The organism is Streptomyces sp. NPDC052012 (assembly GCF_040689265.1).
Lineage (GTDB): Bacteria > Actinomycetota > Actinomycetes > Streptomycetales > Streptomycetaceae > Streptomyces.
On the sequence record NZ_JBFAXA010000004.1, the window covers coordinates 88876 to 113384 of the forward strand.

The 24509-nt window shown below is 72.1% G+C and carries 25 protein-coding genes and 1 pseudogene; 12 read left to right on the forward strand and 14 right to left on the reverse strand.

Features of this window, described 5'->3' with window-relative positions:
- Positions 1–15: 15 nt before the first annotated feature.
- Together AB0412_RS09990 and AB0412_RS09995 are read right to left on the reverse strand one after the other, a co-directional pair.
- A complete protein-coding gene (locus AB0412_RS09990) occupies positions 16–1494 on the reverse strand; it encodes a DEAD/DEAH box helicase (protein WP_366402036.1) in 1479 nt (492 codons plus the stop codon).
- 175 nt (positions 1495–1669) lie between these two features.
- The gene (locus tag AB0412_RS09995) at positions 1670–1873 is read right to left on the reverse strand and encodes a cold-shock protein (RefSeq protein ID WP_161148376.1); all 204 of its coding nucleotides are present in this window, start codon (positions 1871–1873) and stop codon (positions 1670–1672) included.
- A gap of 520 nt (positions 1874–2393) precedes the next feature.
- Here AB0412_RS09995 and AB0412_RS10000 point away from each other — a divergent pair.
- Both AB0412_RS10000 and AB0412_RS10005 read left to right on the forward strand, forming a co-directional pair.
- Positions 2394–2756, forward strand: a complete 363-nt coding sequence (locus AB0412_RS10000; RefSeq protein ID WP_366402037.1) for a MerR family transcriptional regulator — start codon at positions 2394–2396, stop codon at positions 2754–2756.
- A 243-nt stretch (positions 2757–2999) separates the two neighbouring features.
- Positions 3000–3203, forward strand: coding sequence for a cold-shock protein (locus AB0412_RS10005; RefSeq protein ID WP_260830157.1), 204 nt, complete (start codon positions 3000–3002; stop codon positions 3201–3203).
- A gap of 144 nt (positions 3204–3347) precedes the next feature.
- Here AB0412_RS10005 and AB0412_RS10010 read toward each other — a convergent pair whose 3' ends face one another.
- From AB0412_RS10010 to AB0412_RS10025, 4 genes and pseudogenes are all read right to left on the reverse strand, one after another.
- A complete protein-coding gene (locus AB0412_RS10010; RefSeq protein ID WP_366402038.1) occupies positions 3348–3908 on the reverse strand; it encodes a TetR family transcriptional regulator in 561 nt (186 codons plus the stop codon).
- 10 nt (positions 3909–3918) lie between these two features.
- Complete coding sequence (locus AB0412_RS10015) at positions 3919–4500, reverse strand: sugar O-acetyltransferase (protein ID WP_366402039.1); 582 nt, start codon at positions 4498–4500, stop codon at positions 3919–3921.
- 38 nt (positions 4501–4538) lie between these two features.
- Positions 4539–4943 (reverse strand): annotated as a pseudogene (locus AB0412_RS10020) (MFS transporter); the annotation flags it as partial.
- Positions 4944–5077: 134 nt separating this feature from the next.
- Positions 5078–6013, reverse strand: coding sequence for a LysR family transcriptional regulator (locus tag AB0412_RS10025; RefSeq protein WP_366402040.1), 936 nt, complete (start codon positions 6011–6013; stop codon positions 5078–5080).
- A gap of 141 nt (positions 6014–6154) precedes the next feature.
- Here AB0412_RS10025 and AB0412_RS10030 point away from each other — a divergent pair, with 141 nt between their 5' ends.
- Positions 6155–7396 carry an MFS transporter gene (locus AB0412_RS10030; protein ID WP_366402325.1) on the forward strand — a complete coding sequence of 414 codons (1242 nt, stop codon included), beginning with the start codon at positions 6155–6157 and terminating at the stop codon, positions 7394–7396.
- Between the two features lie 340 nt (positions 7397–7736).
- On the opposite strand, the gene AB0412_RS10035 is transcribed toward AB0412_RS10030, so the two are convergent.
- Positions 7737–9161, reverse strand: a complete 1425-nt coding sequence (locus AB0412_RS10035) for a Gfo/Idh/MocA family oxidoreductase (protein ID WP_366402041.1) — start codon at positions 9159–9161, stop codon at positions 7737–7739.
- A gap of 179 nt (positions 9162–9340) precedes the next feature.
- On the opposite strand from AB0412_RS10035, the gene AB0412_RS10040 reads away from it, so the two are divergent.
- From AB0412_RS10040 to AB0412_RS10065, 6 genes are all read left to right on the forward strand, one after another.
- Complete coding sequence (locus AB0412_RS10040) at positions 9341–9766, forward strand: VOC family protein (protein ID WP_366402042.1); 426 nt, start codon at positions 9341–9343, stop codon at positions 9764–9766.
- A 50-nt stretch (positions 9767–9816) separates the two neighbouring features.
- On the forward strand, positions 9817–10557 hold the full coding sequence (locus AB0412_RS10045) for an SOS response-associated peptidase (protein WP_366402043.1): 741 nt from the start codon (positions 9817–9819) through the stop codon (positions 10555–10557).
- A 168-nt stretch (positions 10558–10725) separates the two neighbouring features.
- Positions 10726–11271, forward strand: a complete 546-nt coding sequence (locus AB0412_RS10050; RefSeq protein WP_366402044.1) for a DUF2243 domain-containing protein — start codon at positions 10726–10728, stop codon at positions 11269–11271.
- Positions 11268–12095 (forward strand): cytochrome c oxidase assembly protein, encoded by an 828-nt coding sequence (locus AB0412_RS10055; protein WP_366402045.1) that lies wholly within the window; start codon positions 11268–11270, stop codon positions 12093–12095. Before AB0412_RS10050 ends, AB0412_RS10055 begins: the two co-directional genes overlap by 4 nt.
- Positions 12096–12202: 107 nt before the next feature.
- Positions 12203–13099, forward strand: a complete 897-nt coding sequence (locus tag AB0412_RS10060) for a DMT family transporter (RefSeq protein WP_366402046.1) — start codon at positions 12203–12205, stop codon at positions 13097–13099.
- Complete coding sequence (locus AB0412_RS10065) at positions 13096–13587, forward strand: hypothetical protein (protein ID WP_366402047.1); 492 nt, start codon at positions 13096–13098, stop codon at positions 13585–13587. The genes AB0412_RS10060 and AB0412_RS10065 overlap by 4 nt, the downstream gene beginning before the upstream one ends.
- Before the next feature lie 58 nt (positions 13588–13645).
- On the opposite strand, the gene AB0412_RS10070 is transcribed toward AB0412_RS10065, so the two are convergent.
- From AB0412_RS10070 to AB0412_RS10085, 4 genes are all read right to left on the reverse strand, one after another.
- Positions 13646–15130: an MFS transporter gene (locus tag AB0412_RS10070; protein ID WP_366402326.1), complete on the reverse strand. Its 1485-nt coding sequence runs from the start codon at positions 15128–15130 to the stop codon at positions 13646–13648.
- Positions 15131–15331: 201 nt separating this feature from the next.
- Positions 15332–16153, reverse strand: coding sequence for a methyltransferase domain-containing protein (locus AB0412_RS10075; RefSeq protein WP_366402048.1), 822 nt, complete (start codon positions 16151–16153; stop codon positions 15332–15334).
- On the reverse strand, positions 16150–17331 hold the full coding sequence (locus AB0412_RS10080; RefSeq protein WP_366402049.1) for an MFS transporter: 1182 nt from the start codon (positions 17329–17331) through the stop codon (positions 16150–16152). The genes AB0412_RS10075 and AB0412_RS10080 overlap by 4 nt, the downstream gene beginning before the upstream one ends.
- A complete protein-coding gene (locus AB0412_RS10085) occupies positions 17328–19358 on the reverse strand; it encodes a SpoIIE family protein phosphatase (protein ID WP_366402050.1) in 2031 nt (676 codons plus the stop codon). Before AB0412_RS10085 ends, AB0412_RS10080 begins: the two co-directional genes overlap by 4 nt.
- A gap of 253 nt (positions 19359–19611) precedes the next feature.
- Here AB0412_RS10085 and AB0412_RS10090 point away from each other — a divergent pair, with 253 nt between their 5' ends.
- From AB0412_RS10090 to AB0412_RS10100, 3 genes are all read left to right on the forward strand, one after another.
- Positions 19612–21105 (forward strand): APC family permease, encoded by a 1494-nt coding sequence (locus AB0412_RS10090; RefSeq protein ID WP_366402051.1) that lies wholly within the window; start codon positions 19612–19614, stop codon positions 21103–21105.
- Position 21106: 1 nt separating this feature from the next.
- Positions 21107–21523 (forward strand): universal stress protein, encoded by a 417-nt coding sequence (locus AB0412_RS10095; RefSeq protein ID WP_366402052.1) that lies wholly within the window; start codon positions 21107–21109, stop codon positions 21521–21523.
- Between the two features lie 69 nt (positions 21524–21592).
- Positions 21593–22114 (forward strand): hypothetical protein, encoded by a 522-nt coding sequence (locus AB0412_RS10100; RefSeq protein WP_366402053.1) that lies wholly within the window; start codon positions 21593–21595, stop codon positions 22112–22114.
- 84 nt (positions 22115–22198) lie between these two features.
- Here AB0412_RS10100 and AB0412_RS10105 read toward each other — a convergent pair whose 3' ends face one another.
- The 3 genes from AB0412_RS10105 to AB0412_RS10115 form a co-directional block, all read right to left on the reverse strand.
- A complete protein-coding gene (locus AB0412_RS10105) occupies positions 22199–22351 on the reverse strand; it encodes a hypothetical protein (RefSeq protein WP_366402054.1) in 153 nt (50 codons plus the stop codon).
- Between the two features lie 1083 nt (positions 22352–23434).
- Positions 23435–23923 carry a VOC family protein gene (locus AB0412_RS10110; protein ID WP_366402055.1) on the reverse strand — a complete coding sequence of 163 codons (489 nt, stop codon included), beginning with the start codon at positions 23921–23923 and terminating at the stop codon, positions 23435–23437.
- A 106-nt stretch (positions 23924–24029) separates the two neighbouring features.
- Positions 24030–24443, reverse strand: coding sequence for a DUF4190 domain-containing protein (locus AB0412_RS10115; protein WP_366402056.1), 414 nt, complete (start codon positions 24441–24443; stop codon positions 24030–24032).
- Positions 24444–24509 lie beyond the last annotated feature (66 nt).

Genomic DNA, 24509 nt, shown 5'->3' on the forward strand with positions numbered 1-24509 from the left:
CCTGATCCGGCGGCTCTAGGCGGCCGCGGACCGTGCGGTCTGCCGCCGTGCCCTGCGCCGCGCCGCCTCGCCCGCGGGCCCGCCCTGCGCTGCACGACGGCGGCGCCCCCGCGACGAGGACGAGGCGGACGACGACTTCGCGGACACGACCGGCGCGTTGACGACGACGGGCACACCGGAGGGCTCCCGCGCCCCGGTGATGCGGCTCAGCTCCGCCTCGCCCGAGCGTACGGAGGTGATCCGCGGGGTGACACCGGCCGCGGCCATCAGGCGGCTCATGTCACGCTGCTGGTCCGGCGTGACCAGGGTGACCACGCTGCCGGACTCGCCGGCGCGGGCCGTACGTCCGCCGCGGTGCAGGTAGTCCTTCGGGTCGGTGGGCGGATCGACGTTGACGACCAGGTCGAGGTTGTCGACGTGGATGCCGCGCGCCGCGACGTTGGTCGCCACCAGCACGGTCACCTGCCCGCTCTTGAACTGCGTGAGAGTACGGGTGCGCTGGGGCTGGGACTTGCCGCCGTGCAGGGCGGCGGCGCGCACGCCGCTGCTCAGCAGGTGCTTCGTCAGCCGGTCCACCGCGCGCTTGGTGTCCAGGAACATGATGACCCGGCCGTCGCGTGCCGCGATCTCGGTGGTGGCGCGGCGCTTGTCGGCGTCCTGCACGTGCAGCACGTGGTGCTCCATCGTGGTGACGGCGCCCGCGGACGGGTCCACGGAGTGGACCACCGGGTCGTGGAGGTAGCGGCGCACCAGCCGGTCGACATTGCGGTCCAAGGTGGCCGAGAACAGCATCCGCTGCCCTCCGGGGCGCACCTGGTCGAGCAGGGCGGTGACCTGCGGCATGAAGCCCATGTCGGTCATCTGGTCGGCTTCGTCGAGGACGGTGACGGCGACCTCGTCCAGCCGGCAGTCGCGCCGGTCGATCAGGTCCTTCAGCCGCCCCGGCGTGGCCACGACGACCTCGGCACCGGCGCGCAGGGCAGCGGCCTGCTTGCCGATCGACATTCCGCCGACCACGGTGGCCAGCCTCAGCTGGACGGCGCGGGCGTAGGGGGTCAGCGCGTCGGTGACCTGCTGGGCGAGTTCGCGGGTGGGTACCAGGACGAGCGCCAAGGGCTGTCGCGGCGCGGCACGCCGGCCCGCGGTGCGGGCGAGGACCGCCAGGCCGAAGGCGAGGGTCTTGCCCGAGCCGGTGCGACCCCGCCCGAGGACGTCACGGCCGGCCAGGGAGTTCGGCAGGGTCGCCGCCTGGATCGGGAACGGTGTGGTCACACCCTGCCGGCCGAGAGCGGCCAGGACCGGGGCGGGCAGGTCGAGAGCGGCGAACGACTCGACGGCGGGCAGTGCGGGCGTCGTCGTGACCGGCAGGGCGAACTCGGCCTGGGGGGCGGCCGGTTGACGTCCGACGCTCTGGGCGCGACGCGGGGCGCCGGAGCGGCCGGCCGCGGTGCGGCCGAAGCGGGCAGGGGTGCGGGGTGTACGTGCTCGGCTCATGCGAGACCAGACTTCCTTGATGCGGCACGTATCAAGGAAATCGCGCGGTGAGGCTGCGCGGAGTATCGCGAGAACGAACCGGGGTGGGGGCGCGTCGAGGCGCCCGGAAAAGGATCGAGCTGGGGCCCGCACCCGAAGGTGCGGGCCCCAGCTGCGATGTGCGTGTGCGTGCGGGTCAGGCGGGAACGATGTTCTCGGCCGTCGGGCCCTTCTGGCCCTGCGCGACGTCGAAGCTCACCTTCTGGCCTTCCTGCAGCTCGCGGAAGCCCTGGGTGGCGATGTTCGAGTAGTGGGCGAAGACGTCGGCGCCGCCGCCGTCCTGCGCGATGAAGCCGAAGCCCTTTTCCGCGTTGAACCACTTCACGGTACCGGTTGCCATTGTTTTCTCCTTCGGAACGGTGTTCGGAGTTCCTCCTGCGGGGACTCCGGTCGCCGCGATGATCACCCCGTCGGAAAACGTTCTGGCAACCACGACTGCAACTGATCTCGACACTATCACGCCGTGATCGGCGATGCACGGTCAGCAATTTCACTCGCCTGACGGCCGATCGGTGCCATGGACGGGAATATTCCGGACGGCCACCGAAAATTCCCCTTCCCGGCCACGGAAATATGCCGCGAGGGCGAGTCGCGGCCGCGCAGGCGTGCCGCGTCGAGGCGTTCCTGTCCCGGGGCCGGCGGCGCGCGTCACGCGCGGCCACGGTCCACCCGTCAGGCGCGGCCACGTCCGCCCCAGACGCGCGGTCGTCACGCTTCCGACGGACACGGACGGAAGTCTTCCGGCCTCCGTCCTGCCCGCCGCGGCAGAAAAGCTGTCGGCGCGACTAGAGTTGTCCTGTGGGGAAACCAGGTTCCCCGTGGCGGGCCGCGTCCCTCGGGCGACCCGCGGAAAGGTGCGCATGCCCTCGGAGCACAGGCTGGACACGGAAGTCCGGCCGCCGGCCGGCGAACGGCTCGACGACGACCACTACCCGGCGTACACCATGGGCAGGGCCGCCGAGCTGATCGGTGCCACCCCGGCGTTCCTGCGTGCCCTCGGTGAGACGCGGCTGATCACTCCGAGCCGCTCGGAAGGCGGTCACCGGCGCTACTCACGCCATCAGCTGCGCATCGCGGCACGGGTGCGGGAACTGGTCGACCAGGGGACGCCGATCGAGGCCGCCAGCCGCATCGTCGACCTCGAGGACCAGCTGGAGGCGGCGCACCGCACCCACGCGCAGGCCGGCCGTCCGGCCGGGGCACCAGAGAAAACCGACGAGTGAAAACCTCCGTTCGCCGCACCAGATATGGGTGTCGAGCGGGACGAGCTTTTCCTTTCACCGCGCCGGGAGGAACTTTCCGGTGAATCGGGGATCCCTCGGCCGCCCGTTATTTCGTGCTAGGCTCGGTGGCTGTTGCGGTTGTGGTTGCCCTTTGCGTTAGCGGATTTATCCCGGGCAGGTAATCATCTACAGCGATGTGAAGGCCCGCACGGTGTGGGCCCGAAACTGTCTAGGAGTATGGATATGGCCACCGGTACTGTGAAGTGGTTCAACGCGGAAAAGGGCTTCGGCTTCATCGAGCAGGACGGCGGCGGCGCCGACGTCTTCGCGCACTACTCGAACATCGCCGCCCAGGGTTTCCGTGAGCTGCACGAAGGCCAGAAGGTGAGCTTCGACGTCACGCAGGGCCAGAAGGGCCCGCAGGCGGAGAACATCGTTCTCGTCTGACGTCCTCGCGTCCCGCACGGACCAGCACGACAGGCCCGCACCCCTCAGGGGTGCGGGCCTGTCGTCGTCGTGCCCGGACCCCTGCGGGGCCGGGTCGTACGTGCCCGTGCGGGCACCGGCGTCAGGACGGTGCCGCACGGGCGGTCAGGGGGAGCGCCGGTCCGCCGGCTCAGTGATACGGGCGATGGCCTCGACGGTCAGGGCGCGGTCGTGGGGCTTGCTCGCCAGTGCCCGATGGAGCGTCAGGCCCTCGATGAGCGCGTCGAGTTGGCGGGCCGTGTCCGGATCGAAGTGCTTCTCGAGGTGGACCCGGCTGCGGCGCATCCATTCGTGGGTGAGCTCCCGGTAGGCCGGCCGCCGGGCGGCGAGGGTGTACAGCTCCTGGGTCAGCACCAGGTCGCGCTGGCTCTCCTCGGACAGGCTGTGCACGAGATCGGCGACGGCCGTCCGGGCCTGGTCGCGGTCGGCCGCGGCCCCGAGATGGGTGTCGAAGACGGCGACGATGTGGTCGGTGAAGCGGCTGAACGCCTCGCGCAGCAACTCGTCGATGCCGCTGAAGTGGTAGGTCATCGAGCCCAGGGGAACCCCGGCGCGTGCGGCGATCTTCCGGTGGGAGACATGCGCGATCCCCTCCTCGGCGATGAGGTCGAGGGTGGCCGCGATGATGCGTTCGCGTCGCCGGGGATCGGTGTGTCCGGTTGCCATGACGACAGTCCTACAGGGTGCGGACCGGGCGCGCGGGATTGCCGACGGCGACGACACCCGCGGGCACGTCCTTGGTCACCACGGCACCCGCGCCGATGACGGAGTTGTCGCCGATGGTGACGCCGGGCAGGACGATGGCGCCGCCGCCCAGCCAGACGTTGTCGCCGATGGTGATGGGCAGGGCGGCCTCCAGCTTGTCGCGCCGGGGCTGCGGCTCCAGCGGATGCGTCGGCGTGAGCAGCTGCACGTTCGGACCGATCTGGCAGTCCTCCCCGATGGTGATCGCCGCGACGTCGAGCGCGGTCAGGTTGTAGTTGACGAAGGTGCGCGCCCCGATGGTGATGTTGCTGCCGTAGTCGACGTACAGCGGCGGCCGCACATAGGCCTCGTCCCCCAGGCGGCCCAGCAGTTCGGCGAGGATCGGCCGGGCGGTGCCGGCGTCCTCGGCGTAGGCGGCCTGGTAGCGGGCGGCCAGCTGGACGGCGTGCTGCTGCCTGCGGGCGATCTCCGGGTCGTCGGCGATGTAGAGGTCGCCCGCCAGCATGCGTTCGAAGTTGGTGCGCGGGTCCTGCGCGAAGTGGTCCGTCGCCATGCGGAGGACCGTACACCCTGGAGCGTACGAACGTACACTCAGCCGCTCCGCCGGGGCCGGAGCACTCCCGCGAGGGAGATCACCAGGATTCCGGCGAGGGGGATCACCAGCAGGCCCGCCCGCAGACTCGTGGCGTCGGCGACCAGCCCGACCGCCGACGGCGACAGCAGGAAGCCCAGCCGCATCAGCCACGAGACGATCGTCAGCCCCGAACCGGGCTTGGGGGCCGGGCAGTTCGTCGGTCTCGTGCATCGCCGCGGGCACCAGGGTCGCCACCCCGAGCCCGGCCGCGGCGAAGCCGAGGGCCGTGCCCGGCACGGTGGGGACGGCCAGCGCCAGGCCCATGCCGGCTGCGGCGACGAGACCGCCCGCCCGGGCCACGGCACGCTGGCCGAACCGGTCGACGTCAGCAACTGGCTCCGCCCGGACGCGCCGACCAGCGCGGACCGTCTCCGAAGTGCGACGCACAGCCCGGCTCACCCTGCCGCTCGCGCGGCGGCGCGGTCGGTTCCGCCTACCGCACCCGCCGCTTCACCCAGGTGCCCCGCCTGAGGCCGGCCGCACGGGCGGGAGCCGTTCAGCGAGGAATCACCCAGCTCGGTGCCCAAGTCCCGGCGGCGTCTTGGCCGGCCGTCGTGGCGGCGAGATAGGTGCGGAGGGTGGCCAGCGCCGGGTGGGGGTTGTCTCGGTGCCAGAGGAGCGAGTGCGGGTAGACGGGTGTCGGGTCGGTCACCGGGATACGGCGCAGGCCGTGGTCGGTGGGCCAGATGAGGCGGGTGTGTTCGCCCATGAAGGTGGCCAGGGCCGGGGTGTCGGCGATGGTGTCGAGGAGTGCGTCGGAGCCGAAGTTGGGGCCGGTCACTTCGATGGTGAGGCGGAACTCGGCGACGAGGTCGTCGTAGTAGGCGCCCCACTCGGTACCGGGGGCGATGCCAGGCATCCAGATCCGGTGCCCGGCGAGCTGAGCGACGGTCACCGACCGGGCGCCCGCCAGTGCATGGGCGGGGCCGGTGAGGAGCTGGAGCGGCTCGTCGAGCACCCGGACGGACGCGATGTCCCCGGGAAGGGGCCGGCCCGGCGCGGCGACGGCGCGGAAGGACGCGTCGATCTCACCGGAGCGAATGGCGGTGACGGCCGTCTCGATGTCGAAGAGCATCAGCACGTCGAGGTCGATCTCGGGGTGTGCGCGATGGAAGCCGCGCATCAGGTTCGACTGCGCGCTGCGCGAGGCGATCACGTCGACGCGCAGCGGACGGTGGCCCGGGCGCACGGACGCGCCTGCACGCTCGGCGACGCGCAGCAGCTCGCGTGCATGGGGCAGGAACGCCTGCCCGTCGATGGTGAGCTCAGCGCCGCGTGGGGCACGGGTGAACAGCCGCACTCCGAGGTCGTGCTCCAGTGCGGCGATGCGTTTGGAGACGGCCTGCTGGGTGATCGACAGGTCGGCGGCGGCTTTCTGGAACTGGCCCGCTTCCGCGGCGGCGACGAAGGTACGTACTGCTTGGAGATCCACGCCGACCCACCTTAGTGAACAACTGATGGTTGTGGATTGGTGGCGGATCAGTTGTTTGACCTGCTGTTGTCCTGCCCGCTTATCTCTCCTCGGTCAACGTCGGTTTGTTCGGGTGGAGCCATCAAGGGGAGTGCGCCGAGCATGGTGGGCAGGAGACGGCTGGGCCGGCAGTTCGGCTGGCTGTGGGCGTCATATGCGGTGAGCGCGTATGGGTCCGGGCTGGGGTTCGGGGCGTTGCCGCTGATCGCTGTGCTGGTGCTGCATGCCGGCCCGGCTGAGGTGTCCGCGCTGTCCGCGGTGGGGCCTGCGGTGGGTGCGCTGATCGCGGTGCCGCTCGCGCCGTGGGTGGAGTTCCGACGCAAGCGCCCGGTCATGATCATGATGGATTTGGCCCGGTTTGCGGCCATGGTGACGATCCCCGTCGCCTACGCCTTCGGATGGCTCAGTTTCGTCCAACTGCTGGTGGTCTCGGCCGTGGTCGCCGCAGCCAAGATCGCCTTCAACGCGGCCGGCGGCGCCTGTCTCAAGGCCCTCGTCCGACCGGATGACCTGCTCGTCGCCAACGCGCGGTTCGAGTCCACGAACTGGAGCTCCATCGCGGTCGGGCCACCGCTGGGCGGGGCGGCGATCGGCCTGTTCGGGCCGGTCACGACCGTGGTGGCCGACGCGCTCAGCTACCTGCTCTCCGCGTTGGGCATCACCGCGATCCGCGGCCGAGAAGAAGCACCGCGAACGACCGACAAGAGCCCGGTCCGGGCGGGCGCACTGGTCGACGGCTGGCGACACATCATGGGCCACCCCGGTCTGCGGCCTTTCTACCTCAACCAAATGCTCGTCTCCGGTCTGATCATGGCCACCGAGCCGCTGCTGGCCGTGCTCCTGCTACGCCGGCTTGGGTTCCCACCCTGGCAGTACGCCCTCGCCTTCGCCGCTCCCTGCCTCGGCGGACTCATCGGCTCCCGGCTGGCCCGCCGTGTCGTGGCCCGCTTCGGCCGGCACTGGGTCTTCCGTACCGTCGGCACACTGCGCGCCGTCTGGCTGATCGGTCTGGCCTTTGTCCGTCCCGGCGTCGTCGGCCTCGTCACCGTGATCGTTGTTGAGCTGGCGATCATCATCAACATGAGCCTGTACAGCCCAGTACTGGCCACCTACCGGCTCGAACACACTCCCAGGCATCTCGTCGCCCGCACCCTGTCGGCCTGGTCGATCGGCCAGCAGGCGTCCATCGCGATCCTCACAGCACTCGCCGGGCTGCTCGCCGACGTCACCAGCCCACGCACCGCGCTCACGGTCGCAGGACTGCTCATCCTGACCACCCCGCTCCTGCTTCCCCGACAGGACCAGACGTCGCACGAGCCGGAAGTGTGCCGCAGCCACTCATGAGACACCGCAACTCACCACTGAAGTCCGCAGCCCTCAGCCGGTCCACCGGTGCGCGTCCGCGCCTACAGGCACACCAGCAAGTCGACAGGCACACCAGCAAGGTCTGGCGGACGTCCATGGCGGAGGGGTCAAGATCACTCCCTTAGTGCCAATGGCTGTTCCCTTGTTCCCCGATGCCGGTGAAGAACAGCACGGCGACCGCGATGCGGGCCCGCCGTTCGGCCGGGGCGGGCCGGCGCAGCACGTCAACAGGCATGCGCGGCACCCTGCAGGCAGGAGCGTACGAACGTACACTCCTGCCTGTGAACGTGCTCAGGCACGCGGTGAGGCCCCGGCCGCCTCAGCCGACCGGCGGCATCTCCGTGGGCGTCGAGTCCAGGCCCGGCCGCCGCTCCCGCCAGGCGCCCCGGGTGAAGTCGGGTATCTCCACCGGGCGGCCGTCCCTGGCGAGGGAGGCGGCGCTCAGCGGCACCGCCGAGCACCAGGCTGCCGAGTCGTACACGTCGATGTCGGGCACGAGGCCCGCCCGCATCAACTGGACCGTGCGCCACTGCAGGATGTAGTCCATGCCGCCGTGACCGCCGTTGTTCGCGGCGTCGTCGCCCACCTTCTGCCAAAGCCAGTGGTCGAACTCCTTGCGGTAGCTGTCGAAGTCCCGCCAGGAGTGGCCGCTGTGATCCGGCTCGATGTACACGCGAGCGCCGGTCGGTGCCGGGCCCGCGTAGTCCTCGACGATGCCCCGGCTGCCGGCGAGGGTGTTGATCCGGCTGTACGGCCGCGGCGAACTCACGTCGTGCTCCGCCCGGATGGTCCGGCCCTTCGCCGTCTCGATCATGCAGGTGATGAGATCGCCGTTGATGTACGTCTCCTTCCAGGACGGGTGCCCCTTGGGGACGAAGCGCTCGCGGTAGTCGGCCAGACCCCTCGGCGCGGTCGCGGTGGCGCGCAGGGTGACCATGCGGTCGCCGCGATTGACGTCCATCGCCGCCGCGATCGGGGCCAGGCCGTGCATGGGGTACAGGGACGCGGTGCTGCGCGTGTGCCACAGCCGCCGCCAGGAGTCGGTGTAGTAGGTGTCGGAGAACAGCAGTTCGCGCAGGTCGTGCAGATAACCCCCGTGGCCGTTGGTGATCTCCCCGAACAGCCCGTCGTGCGCCATCCTCAGCATGGCCAGCTCGTTACGGCCGTAGCTGCAGTTCTCGGCCAGCAGCAGGTGCCTGCGGGTGCGCTCGGAGGTGTCGACCAGGTCCCACAGCTGTCGCAGCTCGGTGGCGATGGGCAGCTCCACCACGGCATGGCGGCCGCTCAGCAGCGCGGCCCGGCCGTGCTCGTAGTGGAACTCCCACGGGGTGGCGACGTACACCAGGTCGATGTCGTCCCGCTCCAGCATGCGGACGTACGACTCGGCCGAGCCGCCGTACTCGGCGGGGCGCGGCTCGCCCTTGCTCACCAGCCGGTCGGCGGCGCGCCGGGCGCGGTCGGCGCGGATGTCGCAGACGGCGGTGACTGTGCAGCCGGGCACGGCCGCCCAGCCCGTCACCATGCCCGAGCCCCGGTTGCCCAGGCCGATCACGGCGACCCGGACGGTCCTGTGGGCGTCGAACGGCACACCGATCATCGACTTCTGGCCCGGTCTGCGGCTCGGCGCCGGACCGGCCGCGGCCGAGGCGGCCGGAGCCGCGGCGGACATCCCGGCCGCGAGCGCGCCCGTGGCGACGGCGCCGCCCAGCAGAAGTCGGCGTGAGACAGCGGGAATTGGGGACATGACGGCAACACTCCTCGGTGGGCGGCCTGCATCACTGTCGGAGCAAGACTCTGCGGGCTTGGCGATTGCATGTCAATATGTGCTCGATACCGAGCTGTTTCGAACAGGACTGAGCATGAAGGATGCAGTGCGGGCCCTGACGACAGGCCACGGGCTCCGGGACACGGCACAGTGGACGCATGAACGCAGACGACACGGGCACGCTCGCCCGGGCCCGCGTGGCGACCAGGCTCCCCGCCCAGGACCTCGACCGCGCCCGGCGCTTCTACTCCGAGAAGCTCGGACTGGAGCCGGTCGACGAACGCCCCGGCGGGCTCCTGTACCGCGGTGCGGCCGGTGACTTCGCGCTGTTCCAGTCGGCGGGGAGCTCGCCCGGCACGTTCACCCAGATGGCCTTCGAGATCGACGACCTCGACACGGTCGTGGCGGAGCTCAAGCGGCGCGGCGTGGTGTTCGAAGAGGTGGACCTGCCCGGCTTCCGCACGAAGGACGGCATCGCCGAGATCGAGGGGAACTACCCGAGCAAGGGGGCGCGCGGGGAACGTGGCGCGTGGTTCCGGGACAGCGAGGGGAACCTGCTGGGCATCGGCGAGCCGATCGTCTGACACGGTCGACGCGCCGCCCCGATGGGCCGCGCCGGTGGCACAGTGGCGGTATGTGCGGCCGATACGTAGCCACCCGCAGCCCCGACGACCTGGTCCAGCTGTTCCAGGTCGCCGACTGGCGGGCCGAAAAGGCGCTCGCGCCGAGCTGGAACGTCGCCCCGACCGACCAGGTCTACGCCGTTCTCGAACGCCGCCCGCGGCACGACCGCGACAGCGACGAGGTGCGCAGGCAGCTGCGCACCCTGCGGTGGGGCCTGGTGCCGTCCTGGGCCGACGACCTGAAGATCGGCCCCCGGTTGATCAACGCGCGGGTCGAGACCGTCCACGAGAAGCCGGCCTTCCGCCGGGCGTTCGTCAAGCGCCGGTGCCTGCTGCCGGCCGACGGCTTCTACGAATGGCGCCAGATCGAGGATCCGGCCACGGGCAGGAAGCGCAAACAGCCGTACTTCATCCACGGCGAGGACGACCAGGTGATGGCGCTGGCCGGGCTGTACGAGTTCTGGCGCAACCCCGACATCGAGCAGGACGACGACCCCGCCGCCTGGCTGATCACCTGCACCGTCATCACCACCGAGGCCACCGACGCCGCGGGCCACATCCACCCGCGCATGCCGCTCGCTCTCACCCCCGACCACTACGACGCGTGGCTCGACCCCCGCCACCAGGACCCCGACGCCCTGCGCAACCTTCTGACCAGCCCCGCGGACGGCCACCTGCACGCCCGCCCCGTCTCCACGGCCGTCAACGACGTGCGCAACAACGGGCCCGAGCTGCTCCATGAGGCGGCGTAGAAGGAGCGGCCCCATCCGACCGACGCGCCATAGGGGGCAGAACGGCCGAATACGGGGCAGCGGCGGCCGATGTGCGCTGATAGTCCGTAAGAGGTGCCGCCCACTCCGCATCGCCGGCGGACGGCACACCGGAAGGACGGCGGACCGGCGAGGGACGGAGAGGCACCGATGGCGACGACAGGCAACCCCGATGAGCGCTCGGCCGATCTGCGGTTACCCGGGATCGTGCTCGGAGTGGGCCTGGGCGGATTCGCCGACGGCATCCTGCTGCACCAGCTGCTGCAGTGGCACCACATGCTCACCAGCACCGACCAGGACCGCGTCGGTGTGAAGTACTACGACCCCGACACGGTCCCCGGACTGCGGATGAACACCGTGTGGGACGGCATCTTCCACACCGTGTGCTGGCTCGCGGTCCTGACCGGGCTCGCGATCCTCTACTCCCGGGTCACCCACGACCGGCGGCGCGTGTGGACCTCCCGGGTGCTCTGGGGCTGGATGCTCACCGGCTGGGGGCTGTTCAACCTCGTCGAGGGAGTCCTGGACCACCATGTGCTCGGCATCCACCACGTGTACGCCGGCGACGGCCAGCTCTGGTGGGATCTCGGGTTCCTCCTCATGGGCGCGCTCCTGGTCGCCGGCGGATGGCTCCTGCAACGCGGCGGCCGCCCCCTCGACCTCACCGCCCCCGGCACGGGGCGCGACGCCCGATGAACCACCCCGCCCACCACCAGGCGCCGGACCCGGGCACCGGCCCGCTGGAGACACTGCTGCCCGCGCTCGCCCTGCTGGCCTGCGCCGCCGGCTACCTCCGTCTCGCGCACACGGCCCGCCGCCGCAACCCGGTGCTGGGCTGGAGCGCACGGCGCACCGCCGCCTTCACCACCGGTCTGCTCCTGCTGGCCGCGGCGCTGCTGCCACCCCTCGCGTCCTTCGCCCACGACGACTTCCGCGGCCACATGGCCCAGCATCTCCTCGTCGGCATGTACGCCCCACTGCTGCTGGTCCTCGCCGCCCCCGTCACCCTCCTGCTGCGGACCCTGCCCGCGTCCTCGGCCCGCCGCCTCACCACGGCCCTGCACAGCCGTCCCGCCCGCCTCCTCACCCACCCTGTGGTGGCCCTGCTCCTGTCCACGGGGAGTCTCGCGGTCCTCTACTTCACACCGCTGCACACCACGGCCACGGGCCACCCGGCCGGGCACTGGCTGCTGCTCGCCCACTTCCTGCTCTCCGGATGCCTGTTCGCCCACGCCATCGCGGGCCCGGACCCGGCACCCGGCCGCCCCGGCGTACCCGCCCGCCTGGTCTGCCTCGGCTTCGCCATCGCCGGGCACGCCGTCGTCTCGCAGCTGATGTACGGCGGCTACTGGGTCGACGTGCACGCGCCCGCCGCCCAGGTCCGCGGCGGTGCCGAGCTCATGTACTACGGCGGTGACCTCGCCGAGCTGCTCCTGGCCGCCGCCCTCGTGACCACCTGGCGCCCCCAGCGCCGCCCGAGGCCCGGGATGCGGGCACGCCCCAGCCCCTCCTCGGCGTGACCCCATGGACGCGCGGTGCGCGTTGGCGGCGAGCGGGGGAGCGGGGTCACCATGGCGGGAGCGGAGCCGGAGAGGGACGAGCCGTCCGATCATCCCGGAGGATCACGGTGGACATGCTGGTGCCGGTCCTGTTCGCCCTGGGCGCCGCCCTCAGCAACGCCCTCGCCACCGTCCTCCAGCGCAAGGCGGCCCTGAGCGTCCCCCGGTCCGACCACCTCCGCGCCGGGCTCATGCTCGATCTGCTGCGTCACCCCGTCTGGCTCGCCGGTATCGCCGCCGTGGTGGCAGCGGCCGTCTGCCAGGCCGTGGCCCTCGCGACCGGGCCGTTGACGATCGTCCAGCCGCTGTTCGTGCTGGAGCTGCCGCTCGCCCTCGTCATCGCCACGGTGGTGCTGCGGGGGCGGTTGCCCCGCGCCGGCTGGGCGGCCGTCGCCGCCGTGGTGACGGGGCTCGCCGTCGCCCTCGCCGCCGCGGCACCGGACGGCAACCGCACCCAGGTGCCGATGGACCACTGGATCCCCGCAGTCACCGTCTGCACCGCCGCTCTCGTCGGCCTCGTGGTCGCCGGGCTGCGCCGCCCCGAGGGCCGGGCCCGCGCCGCCTGCTTCGGACTGGCCACCGCCGTCGCCTACGCGACGACCGCCGCGCTGATGAAGACGTCGATGCACACCCTCGACGACGGCGGTCTCACCGCGTTCCTCACCACATGGCAGACCTACGGATTCGCGCTGTACGGCGCGTCCGCGCTGTTCCTGCTGGAGCACGCGATGCAGGCCGGGCCGCTGGTCGCGTCCCAGCCCGCCCTGACGCTCGGCGACGCGAGCGTCAGCCTGGCCCTCGGGATCACGGTCTACGCCGAGTCCGTGCGCACCGGCTGGTGGCTCCTGCCCCAGCTGCTGGGCGTCACCCTGGTCGCCGCCGGTGTGCTGGCGCTCGCCCGGCTGCCGCTCGCCCATGCCCTGACCAGCGAGGACCGTCCGGCCGCCGGTGCCGAGGCGCCGTGACACCGGAATCGCCGTACTCGCCGCCGATCGCCTCCAGCTCGGCCGCCAGGGTCGTCAGCCAGTGCTCCACGTCGTGCCCGGACGCCTCCCGGCGGGAACCCGGCCGCCCGGCCGCCCGGACGGCCGCCGCGGCCGCCGACCCAGCCGCCTCACGCGCCCACCGGGCCGCGGGCGCGGGCGCCGTGAGGAACTGCTCGACCATCCTCCAGCGCCGTTGGGCCGGGCACCGGACGCAGACCGCGCAGGTTCGCCGCATGGCGGCGCACTCCGCGCCGATCCCGCTCAGCAGCGCCACCGACGCGGTGTCCGGGGCGGCGGGGCGTGCCCGAGCCGGGCAGGGGCGACAGGACGCCGAGAGCGATCGGCGCGCAGAGGGCGTGCAGCGCCGCCACCGGCGCGTCGAAGACGTACACCGCCGGACAGAAGCCGACGCAGGGCGCGACGGTGACGCGTACCGCACGACGAGCGGCAGGTACGAGGCCGGGTGACGACAGCGGCTTCGGCACGGCCGTCCGCGCGGCGCCCGCGTGGCGGACCACCGCGGTCTCACGCCGGGCCGGCCGGTCCCATCCCGCCCTGGAGGCGTTGCAGGTCGGAGGGCCGGACCTGGATGGCCACGAGGGCGATCAGCGCGGCGAGCGCCGTGAAGATCGCCGCCATGATGAACGCGGCCGACACTCCGGCGGTGAGCACCTCGTCGGCCCAGGGCGGCGGGAGGTCCCCGGTGCGCTCGAACCGGAGGCGCTCGGCCGGGGTCGCCTGCCGCAGGAAGAGCGGGATCTGCTTCTCCGCCTCGTTGGTGCTGGCCGTGCCGAACATCGTGACCAGGATGGACAGTCCGAGCGAGCCGCCCACCTGCTGCGTGGCGTTGAGCAGACCCGAGGCCGCGCCCGTCTCCGCCGTGGGGACGTTGGACAGCGCCATCAGGGTCAGCGACACGAACTCCATGCCCATGCCGAGGCTGAAGACCAGCATCGGCCCGAGGACGCTGCCCGCGTACGTGGAGTGCACGTCGGTCAGCGTCAGCCAGGCCAGGCCCACCGCGGCGAGGATGCCGCCGAGCACCATGAACGGCTTGGGCCCGTACACCGGCAGGAATCTCGAGGCCAGCCCGGCCCCTATCGCGATGACCGCACTGACCGGCAGGAAGGCCAGCCCGGCCTGCAGCGGGCTGAAGTCCAGCACGTTCTGCACGAAGAGGGTCAGGAAGAAGAACATGCCGAACATCGCCGCCGCCAGGCACAGCATGATGCCGTACGTCCCCGCGCGGTTGCGGTCGGCGAACATGTGCAGCGGGGTGATCGGCTGCCGTGACCTTCGCTCGACCAGCACGAAGACGACCAGGACGACGGCGGCCGCGCCGAACGACGCCAGCGTGAGGGCGTCCCGCCAGCCGTCCTGTGCCGCCCGGATGAACCCGTAGACCAGCAGCACCATGCCCACGGTGGAGGTGAGCGCGCCGGTGAAGTCGAAGCGGCCCGGGTGGCGTTCGGACTCCTTGATCCAGCGCGGTGTGGCGAGCGCGATCAGCAGGCCGATCGGCACGTTGACGAACAGCACCCACCGCCAGTTCAGCCACTCCACCAGGACGCCGCCGGCCAGCAGCCCGATGGCGCCGCCGCCCGCGGAGACCGCCGCGAACACCCCGAACGCGCGGTTGCGTTCCGGCCCCTCGCGGAAAGTCGTACTGATCAGGGCGAGGGACGTCGGGGAGGCGATGGCGCCTCCGATGCCCTGCAGCGCGCGTGCGGCGAGGAGTTGACCACCGTTCTGGGCGAACCCGCCGAGCAGGGACGCCAGGACGAACAACAGCACACCGAAGATGAAGACGCGCCGTCTGCCGAGGATGTCACCGGCCCGGCCGCCGAGGAGCAGCAGGCCGCCGAAGGTGAGCGTGTAGGCGTTGACCACCCACGACAGGCTGGTCGTGGAGAAGTCCAGGGAGCGCTGGATGTCGGGAAGCGCGATGTTCACGATGGTGATGTCGAGCACCACCATGAGCTGACACGAGGCGATGACCAGCAGGGCCATCGCGTTCCCGCCACCGCCGGTGTCCTTGGCGGTGGTCTGCGCTGCGGGAGCCGGGCGCGGTCCACCGGTCATGCGGGGTCGCCCTTTCGGGAGTCCACCGTTCGACGGTACGCCGGGCACCGGAAGCCCACCACTCGATCGCAGCAACCCCGGGATGTCGCCCGAGCGCAGGGGACGTCGCCCGAGTACACCCCCAGGACCTCATCCGAGAGGGCGCTGCCCCCATGCCATCGCCATGCCGGGCCCCAGCTCGGCGAGCCGCGGGGAGTTCAGATACGCCAGTGCCTCGTCGACGACCTCGGAATCGACGCGGCCGGTCGCCACCAGCTCCGGCCGCATCCGGCTCCAGGTCTCGGACCAGAAGCGGGCCAGGGGGCCGCCGGCGACCAGGGGCGGGCAGAACAGCTCCGCGCCGACGTCCCGCAGGCCCTCCTCCCGCAGCACGTGCGGATACGCCGGCACTCCGGAGATGTCCGTGCCGATCGTCGCCCACAGCGCCTGCCACATCGCGTCCATGGTGCGCCGGTAGGCGGAGGACGCGTCGAGCACGTCCGGCAGCTCCACCGCGTCCGCCAGCACCAGCCGTCCGCCGGGCTTCAGCCAGCCGGCCAGGCGCGCGACGATCCGGCGCCGCTCGGGCAGATGCATCAGCACGAACCGGGCATGGATCAGGTCGAAGGAGCCCGGCCGCAGCCGCTCGTCGGTGAGGTCCGCCGCGACCACCCGCAGCCGGGGACCGGCGAGGCCCGCCAGTGCGCCGGTGTCCCGGTCCAGGGCGACCACCTCCTCGACACCCGCCTCCTCCACCAGCCAGCGCGCCACCGTGCCGGTGCCGGCGCCCACCTCCAGGCACCGCAGGCCCGGACCCGCCCCCAGAGCACGCAGCCGGCGCGTGGTGATCGGGTCGTACACCACGGCGGCGGCGTCGATCCGCCCCGCCTCGCCCGGCCGGTCGGGCTCGAACAGATCATCTCCGTACCGGCCGTCGGCCGGTCCCTCACCCGGACCGCGCGAACTGTTCACGCCGATACCTCCTGACGGTGTGCCCGCGCGGGCCGGCCGCAGGCGAACAGGAACGCCGCGGCGGCCACGGCCGCGCCGATGTACAGCAGCGCCGGGTAGCCGACGGTGTGCACGACCTGCCCTCCGACGGCACCGGCCAGGGACAGGCCGACGAACAGGGCGCTGTTGTTCCACGACAGCACGGTCGTCGACCGCTCGGGAAACAAGTCGACAAGGTGACGCTGCTGTGCCGGGAAGAAGGCGTATCCGGCGCACGCGAAGAGACCGAGCGCGCAGGCCAGCGCCCAGGTGACCGGACAGGCCAGGGCCACGCCGACCTCCAGCACCGCGGTCAGTGCCAGCGCCGCCGCCGAGACCCGCACGGCACCCGCCCGGTCCGCGAACCGGCCGCCCACCTGCCCGCCGACGACCGCGCCGACCCCGTACGCCACGAGCAGCCACGTCACGGCGGACGCCCGCCCGTCGGCGTGCAGGAAGACGCTCAGAAAGGTGTAGAGGCTGTACACGGAGAAGGCCCACAGGGAGGTGACGGCCACCGCGGCGACCGCACGCCCCCGGGATCCCGGGCCCGGTCTCACCACCGGCGTACCGTCCTCGCCCGGCGGCCGTGGACGCCAGACGAACGCGTGCGGGAACGCCAGCAGGAACGTGCCCACGGCGAGGACGACGAACGCGGCCTCCCAGCCCACGTGCCGCCCCAGCAGCGACCCGGCCGGGGCGCCCACCCACAGCGCGGTCAGCAGCCCCGACCCCACCACGGCCAGCACCTGCGCCCGCGACCGCGGCCGCGCCCGACTGCTGACCAGCGCGTACACGGTGGGCCCGGTGGCGGCGGCCGCGACGCCCGCAACCACACGGGTCAGCAGCAGCACCCCGAATCCCGGCGCCAGAGCGGTGGCCACATTGGCCAGCGAGAACAGCACCAGGGCCCACACCAGGACGGTGGCGCGGTCCCGGCGGTCGGCGAGCCGGCCGGCGAGCGGCGAAGCCACCACGTACGCCACGGAGAACGCCGTGACCAGCAGCCCGGTCCGTGCGGCGGACACGTCGAGCGACGCGGCGATCGCCGGAAGCAGCGGCGCCACCACGAACAGGTCGGTCCCGACCAGGAACTGCGTCAGCCACGCCAGAGCGACCCGTGACGGCGTCAGCCCTGGGGACCGCGGACCGGGCCTCACAGCTGCTGCTCGGACCAGACGGTCTTGTCCCGGCGGTTGTGGCGCACGCCCCAGCGGGAGCTGACCTGCATCACGATGAACAGGCCCCGCCCGCCCTCGTCGCTCTCGCGCGCCTGGCGCAGATGGGGACTGGCGCTGTTGGCGTCGGTGACCTCGGTCAGCAGGCGGTCCCTGTCGTGGATGAGCCGCAGCCGGATCGGTCCCTTGCCGTGGCGGACGGCGTTGGTGACGAGTTCGCTGACGACCAGCTGCGTCGTGAACGCGGCGTCGGCCAGGTCCCAGGCAGTGAGCTGCTGGTCCACCAGCCGGCGCGCGGTCGAGACGACGCAGGGATCGTGGGGCAGGGTCCAGTCCGCCACGCGATCCTCCGGCAGACAGTGCGTACGGGCCAGCAGGAGTACGGCGTCGTCGTCCTGGGAGGGCGCCAGACGGTACACGGCGGCGTCACACAGTTCCCGCAGCGGCAGCGTGGTGGAGGCGAGGACGTGTTCGAGGTGGTGACGGGCGTTCGCCCAGTCCCCGCCCCGGGTGGCGACCAGGCCGTTGGTGTAGAGGGCGAGCAGGCTTCCCGCGGGCAGCGCGACGGTGGCGGGGCTGTAGGCCCGTCCCCCGCCCCCGCCGAGGGCGGGGCCCTCCGGGACGTCCAGGCGCACCGGTGCGCCGTCCGGGTCCACCACGACGGGGGAGGGGTGGCCGGCCCGGACGGCGGTGCACTGCCGGGACACCGGGTCGTAGACGGCGATCGCGCACGTCGCCACACAGGAACCCCCGGTCGGCGAGGGCGCCGTGAGCAGGGAGGCGACCTCGTCCAGGTGGGTGAGCAGCTCGTCGGTCTCCAGGTCGCGCAGCGCCAGTGCGTGCAGCGCGAGCCTGAGTTGTCCCATGGTGGCGGCCGCGTCGATGCCGTGGCCGTTGACATCGCCGACGACGAGGGCCACCCGCGCGCCGGACAGCGGAATGACGTCGAACCAGTCGCCGCCGGCGCTCTCGGGCAGGTACACGTGGGCTGTCTCGACCGCGGACAGGCGCGGGACCGTTCCGGGCTGGAGCCGGCGCTGCAGCGTGGACGCCACGCTGTGCTCCCGGCGGTAGCTGCACGCGTGGGACAGGTGCGCGGACGCGGCGGAGGCGGCTTGCCGGGCCACCTCCAGATCCGCCTCGGTGAACGGGTCGCCGCGGTGCCGGTACAGGTTCAGCAGGCCGAGCACCGCGTCCTGCGCCACGAGCGGGGCCACGATCATGGAGTGCACCCCCGCGTCCACCAGCGGTGCGAAACGTCCGGGATCGGCCGCCAGCCACGACGAGTCCGCCGACACCCGCACCAGGCGGGCCTGGGTGTCGTTCAGGACCTGGGTGTACGGGGTGGGGAACGGAAAGGGCCTGCTGTCCCCCTTCTCGCGCACGACGGTGCGTGTGCCCGAGGGGGCGAAGGCGGTCCGGCGCAGGGGAGTGTTCGGCGGCAGTGAGCCGGACCGCTGCCGCGGGCCCGCGACGGGCGGATCGTCGAGCAGATCGACGCTCGCCGCGTCCGCGAACGCGGGCACGAGCGCCTCCACCAGCTCGTCGGCCGTGGTCTGTGCGTCCAGGGTCGATCCGACCGCCCGGTGCACCGCGCCCAGCACGGCGAGCCGGTCGGCGGCCGCCTGCCGCTCGGTCACGTCCTCGACCACGCCCACCACGGCGGGCGCACCCTCGCGCGCGCCGGGCAAGGGAAAGAGGGACAGCTCGAGCGCGAGGGTCCGCTCCGGCTCCGCCGGGGCCCGCCCGCGCACCAGGCGGTTCCGCAGCGGCCGTCCGGTCCTGAGGACCTCGCCGATCAGTGCTCCGATTTCCCCCGACTCGAACTCGGGTGCGACATCCTCGACCCTGTTGCCGAGGATGTCCTCGGCGGGGACGTCCCGCACGCCGCGTCCGGGCGGGTTGTACCGTACGACCCGCTGCTCGGAGTCGAAGACGAACAGGCCCTGAGGCGAGTTGCTGAACAGGGCGTTCAGCACCAGCGAGTCGTCGACGGATCCGGCGTCCACGGCGTGCTCCCTTCACCGACCTCCCCGCCCTCACCCTCTCGCATCGCCCCGGCACGGCAACCCGGCCGCCGAGCCCGAGCCCGAGCACCCGGACCCGCGGGCCCGCGCACGCACCTGCCCTGCCGGCGGACGCGGCGGCCGGTGAACCGGCTGCGTGCACTCGGGTGACACACGGTGCACAACCGCGTCCCCGGCGCCGAAAGCCCCAGCACTCCCGGTTGGATTCCCCCCAGGCGCGACCGAAGTGAGGGCCATGACCAACGCGACCGCGGACGCACGTCCACCGGACGGGCTGAAGCCCGACGCGATCGGGTTCCTCGACGCGCTCGTCATCGGGCTCAACGCCACGTCCCCCGCGTACTCACTGGCCGCCGTCGTCGGCCCGATCGCGGTGCTCGTCGGCATCCACGCCCCCGGCGTGATGCTGGCGTCCTTCGTACCGATGCTGCTGATCGCGTCGGCGTTCTACTACCTCAACAGGGTCGACCAGGACTGCGGCACGACCTTCTCCTGGGTCACCCGCGCCATGGGACCGTGGGCCGGCTGGCTCGGTGGCTGGGCCATCGCGATGACCGGAGTCCTGGTCGTCGGCTCACTGGCCGACGTCGCCGTCACCTTCGCCCTGCTCGCCGTGGGCCTGGACAGCTGGGCCGAGAACGAGGCCGTGCGCCAGACACTCGCCGTGGTGCTCATCCTCGTCATGACGGCCGTCTGCGTCGTCGGCACCGAAGTGTCGGCCAGGGTGCAGGACGCCCTCATCCTGGCCCAGGTCGTCTGCCTGCTCGCCCTCGCCGTCGTCGCCCTGTACCGCGTCTACGCCGGCACCGGCACCCTCGACTCCCTCGAACCGTCGATGGACTGGCTGAACCCCTTCGGCGCCGGAGGCGCGTCGCTCACCGCCGCGCTCCTCCTCGGCGTCTTCACCTACTGGGGCTGGGAATCCGCGGTCAATCTGACCGAGGAGACCGAGGACTCCGCCACCGCGCCCGGCAGGGCGGCCGTCTGGTCGACCGTCGTGCTGCTGGTGACCTATGTGTCGGTCGCCATCGCCGTCGTCGCCTACGCCGGCACGGACTTCCTCGCGGAGAACGCCGAGGAGGAGGAGTTCCTCTTCGCGCTGCTCGCCGAGGAGGCCATGGGCGGCTGGGACTGGGTCGTCCTGCTGGCCGTCTCGACATCCGCGCTGGCGTCGACGCAGACCACCATCATCCCCGCCTCCCGCACGGCGCTGTCCATGGCCCGCAGGCACGCGCTGCCCCGTCACTTCGCCCGCATCCACCCGCGGTTCCGCACCCCCGACGCCAGCACGTGGTGGGTCGCCGGCATCGCGATCGCCTGGTACATCGTCGTCAGCCGCATCAGCGAGAACGCCCTGTTCGACTCGCTCACCGCCCTGTCGTTGCTGATCGCCTTCTACTACGCCCTCACGGGCGTGGCCTGCGCCGTGTTCTACCGCCGCCATCTCACCGAGAACGTCAAGCAGTTCCTCCTGATCGGCGTCGGCCCGCTGATCGGAGCGGGACTGCTCACCTGGCTGCTGGTGGAGTCGGTCATCGACATGGCGGACCCGGAGAACTCCTACAGCGGCGTCTCGTGGTTCGGGCTCGGCCCACCCCTGGTCATCGGCATCGGCATCGCACTGGCGGGCGTCGTCGTCATGGTGGTGCAACGGCTGGTGTCGCCCGCCTTCTGGTCGGAACGCCGCACGGTGGCCGACCCGGAACTCGTCCACGGCAAGGAGTCCTGAGATGTCACTCGTCCTCGGCTACGACGAGTCCCCCGGCGCGGTCCGGGCCCTGCACGTCGCGATCGAGCTGTCCGCCGCGCTCGGCGAACCCCTCGTCCTGGTCTACGGCGCCGCGGCGCCGGGCGCGCTGGGGGAGGAGTACCGGAGCCACCAGGAAGCCGTCCGCGAAACCGGCCGCAAGGTGCTCGACCAGGCCGTCGGCGTGGCCGCCGGAGCGGGCGTGGCGACGACCGTCGAAGTCATCGACCAGAAACCGGCGCAGGCCCTGCTCGACGCCGCGTCCCGCCACGCCGCGCGGTTCATCGTGGTGGGCAGCTGGGGAGAGAGCCCGGTACGCGGCGCACTGCTGGGCTCGACGCCCCACAAGCTGCTCCATCTGTCACCCGTGCCGGTCGTCTGCGTGCCGATGGAGCAGTGAGCCGCGGGCTGCGCGGCGGGGGTCGCACCGCCGGACATCGCTCCCGCCGATGCCGGGCAGCCTTGCCGTATGCCTACGAACGCGAACGCGACCCCCGGCGTGCAGGTGTGCTCCCTGAAGGTAGACACGCCCCAGCTGATCCAGCCCGGCACCACCTACAAGATCGTCAGATTCCCGTTCGGCGCGGCGGAGCCGAGCGACCGGTTCCAGATGCACCAGGCCGTGCAGCCCGACGGCTATGTGGTGAACAACTGGGCGACGGACGACCGCAGCGGGCTCATATGGCCGTCCAAGGCGGGCTGGGGCCACCTGCACGCCATGATCCAGTGGGAGGCGGCCGGCTCCACCGGCGGTTACACCGAGCTGCGCGACCAGTACGTCCGTGACCCGCTCGGCCTGACACCGAACCCCGACGACACGACGGCGACCGAGCACCGCACGCCCACCCCGGGCGGACAGTACTACGTCAAGAACCACGGCATCTTCGTCGAACCAGGCACCCCCGTGGCCCTGCGCGTCACCCACAACGACGCCGGTCCCCGGCTGCTGACACTCGCCGAGTTCAAACTCGTCATCCACGACGCGGCCTAACCGAGCCGCCGCCCGCCGAGCCGCCGCCCGCCGAGCCGCCGCCCGCCGAGCCGCCGCCCGCCTCGGCGGCGGCCGGCGGGTGAGCTACCAGATCAGACACCAGTAGCCGCCGTGGTCCCCGATGCCGATGCGGCCGCCGTGCGGGACCAGACCCGGGTCCGGCCGGCCCACCGCCGCCAGCGAGCACGCAGGGTCACCCACCACGCCGTTCGCGGCCATCCGCCGGGCTGCGGCCACCGCCGTCGCGGACGTGTACCACGTGGTGGTCGCGGCCGGCGGGTGGGCATCGCGCGTCGGCGTGACCGGCCGGGGCGGGGGAGTGGCCGACGGCCGCGGTCGTACCGGGGTCGGCGCCGTCACCGTTCCGGAGGGCCCGGAAGGCCGAGCCGGGGGTGTGGGCGCCGTGGAACGTCTGGGCTTCGCCGTCGCCCCCGGCGTCCGACCGGGCGAGGCCTCGGGCTTGGTGCGGCGGGGCGTGGGCGAGTGCCCGGGAGGGGTGGTGCGGTGGGTCGGGGCCGAGGTCGTGGGGCGGTGGGCGGGCGGAGTCTGCTGCGACCGGGTGGCGGCCGGCGGCCGCTTGCTGGGCGCCGTCGGCTGCCGGGATCGAGCCGTGGCGGCCGGCCGGTCACTGGGCTGCGCCGGTGTCCGCGTACCAGGGGCGGCGGTGGGCTGCCCGCTGCGCGTGGCCGGCTTCCGGGAGGGGGCCGTTGCCGTGGGCCGTCCGCCGGGCGGCGTCTGCCGCGGGGTACGGGCCGTGGCCGTGGGCCGTCGGCTGGGCGGTGCCTGTTCCTGCGTACGGGACGGGGGTGTCGGTCGTCCGCTGGGCGGTGTCGGCCGGCGGGGGCGGTCCGTCGCTGTCGACCTGGCCGTCGGCGAGGCCGGCGGGGTCGACCGCTGCGTGCTCGTCGCCTCCGTCTCGAGGGTCCAGGTCGGCAGGGGACTGAGTGTCGGCAGGGAGAGGTCGGTGGAGGGCGTGGGCTCCGGGCGCGCCCCGTCGCCGTCCTGTGCCACCAGAGCCCACACGCCGATGCCCCCGAGGGCGAGGACGACGGCGCCCCCCGCGATCCACGGGGCACGCCGGGGAGGGCGTCGGTGACGGTTCATGGTTCTTACTGTGCTATGTGATCAGGAACGCCGCTCGTCGCCGGTGGTGGCTCCCGCGACCGGAAGAACCAGGAGAACCTCAACCCCGCTGTGTCGGCGCCCACTCGAGCAGGTCGCAAGCAGGCCGACGACACGTGCATTCGGGTCATCAGGATCGGCACTCCCCGGCGATGACCGCCGCCGGACGGGGCACCCCGGCAGGGCGGCGACCGCCGGTCAGCCCGCCGCGGCGGCCGCCCGGCGGCGCAGTTCCTCCTCCGGGACATCCTCCAGATGGGTCAGGAACACCCAGACGTGGCCCGACGGGTCCCTGAGGATGGCGGTGCGATCCCCGTGGAACATGTCCTGCGGCGGCTGGAGGATCTCGGCGCCCGCGCCTTCCGCACGCGCCACCAGGCTGTCGACGTCCGGCACGAAGACGTGCAGCGCGACGGACGTGCCGCCGCCGAGGGCCGCCGGGGCGGTGAAGAACGACTCGTCCGACCCGTCCCCACCCGCGTCGCCCAGCATGAGCGTCGACCGGCCGATGGTGATCTCGGCGTGCAGGACGCCCCCGCCCGGTGCGTCCAGACGAAAGTCCTCACGGGCGCCGAAGGCCCGCCGGTAGAAGTCGATCGCCGCGGCGGCATCGTCCACCATGATGTGCGGGACGACGCTGTACCGGTAGCGCTCGGGGATCTCGACGTGATGCGTGCTCGTCGTCATGGTGATCCTCCTCGATCGGAGCCGCGGGCCGATCCGGCGGCTCTGAGAGGAAGCTAGAACCTCGAGCAAGGTTGAGTTCAAGGCCGTGACCGGAGGGTCTGCCGGATCAGTTGTTCACGTCCTTGTCGAAGTCCTCGGCGCACGCGTCCCGTTCGCTCTGTGTGTCGGCGTGCCGGACGCAGTCGTTGAAGTCCTTGAACTCGTCCGAGTTGAGGATCGACGCGCCGATCGCGATGATCACGACGGACGCGATCATCCCCAGGGTGCCGAGCACGGCCCCGATGACCGACATCGTGCGGTGCGGCGCTCGACCGCCCCTCGCCCTGCGCGCACCGATGATGCCGAAGATCAGGGCGAGGAGACCGAGCAGCACGCCACCGAAGACGGTCCAGAACAGCAGGATCGCCACGGTCCCCAGGACCAGTGCGGCGATCGCCATTCCGTTGCCCCGCCGCCCGCCCGTCTCCGGGTGCGTCTGCGTGAAGTCGTTCCCGGCCATGGGCCGTTCTGAGAAGGACACGTCATCACACTCATCTCTGTGTCTGTTCCGGGGAGTTGCCGTAGCTGCCGGGTGCCCCGGCAGCGG

What these genes read in the sequence shown, in the direction of transcription:
- AB0412_RS10110 (WP_366402055.1), bottom strand. Translation starts at nt 23,923, where the DNA reads ATGACGACGAGCACGCATCACGTCGAGATCCCCGAGCGCTACCGGTAC.
- AB0412_RS10090 (WP_366402051.1), top strand. Translation starts at nt 19,612, where the DNA reads ATGACCAACGCGACCGCGGACGCACGTCCACCGGACGGGCTGAAGCCC.
- AB0412_RS10040 (WP_366402042.1), top strand. Translation starts at nt 9,341, where the DNA reads ATGAACGCAGACGACACGGGCACGCTCGCCCGGGCCCGCGTGGCGACC.
- AB0412_RS10005 (WP_260830157.1), top strand. Translation starts at nt 3,000, where the DNA reads ATGGCCACCGGTACTGTGAAGTGGTTCAACGCGGAAAAGGGCTTCGGC.
- AB0412_RS10015 (WP_366402039.1), bottom strand. Translation starts at nt 4,500, where the DNA reads ATGGCGACGGACCACTTCGCGCAGGACCCGCGCACCAACTTCGAACGC.
- AB0412_RS10050 (WP_366402044.1), top strand. Translation starts at nt 10,726, where the DNA reads ATGGCGACGACAGGCAACCCCGATGAGCGCTCGGCCGATCTGCGGTTA.
- AB0412_RS10010 (WP_366402038.1), bottom strand. Translation starts at nt 3,908, where the DNA reads ATGGCAACCGGACACACCGATCCCCGGCGACGCGAACGCATCATCGCG.
- AB0412_RS09990 (WP_366402036.1), bottom strand. Translation starts at nt 1,494, where the DNA reads ATGAGCCGAGCACGTACACCCCGCACCCCTGCCCGCTTCGGCCGCACC.
- AB0412_RS10070 (WP_366402326.1), bottom strand. Translation starts at nt 15,130, where the DNA reads ATGGCCCTGCTGGTCATCGCCTCGTGTCAGCTCATGGTGGTGCTCGAC.
- AB0412_RS10045 (WP_366402043.1), top strand. Translation starts at nt 9,817, where the DNA reads ATGTGCGGCCGATACGTAGCCACCCGCAGCCCCGACGACCTGGTCCAG.
- AB0412_RS09995 (WP_161148376.1), bottom strand. Translation starts at nt 1,873, where the DNA reads ATGGCAACCGGTACCGTGAAGTGGTTCAACGCGGAAAAGGGCTTCGGC.
- AB0412_RS10055 (WP_366402045.1), top strand. Translation starts at nt 11,268, where the DNA reads ATGAACCACCCCGCCCACCACCAGGCGCCGGACCCGGGCACCGGCCCG.
- AB0412_RS10100 (WP_366402053.1), top strand. Translation starts at nt 21,593, where the DNA reads ATGCCTACGAACGCGAACGCGACCCCCGGCGTGCAGGTGTGCTCCCTG.
- AB0412_RS10095 (WP_366402052.1), top strand. Translation starts at nt 21,107, where the DNA reads ATGTCACTCGTCCTCGGCTACGACGAGTCCCCCGGCGCGGTCCGGGCC.
- AB0412_RS10030 (WP_366402325.1), top strand. Translation starts at nt 6,155, where the DNA reads ATGGTGGGCAGGAGACGGCTGGGCCGGCAGTTCGGCTGGCTGTGGGCG.
- AB0412_RS10035 (WP_366402041.1), bottom strand. Translation starts at nt 9,161, where the DNA reads ATGTCCCCAATTCCCGCTGTCTCACGCCGACTTCTGCTGGGCGGCGCC.
- AB0412_RS10000 (WP_366402037.1), top strand. Translation starts at nt 2,394, where the DNA reads ATGCCCTCGGAGCACAGGCTGGACACGGAAGTCCGGCCGCCGGCCGGC.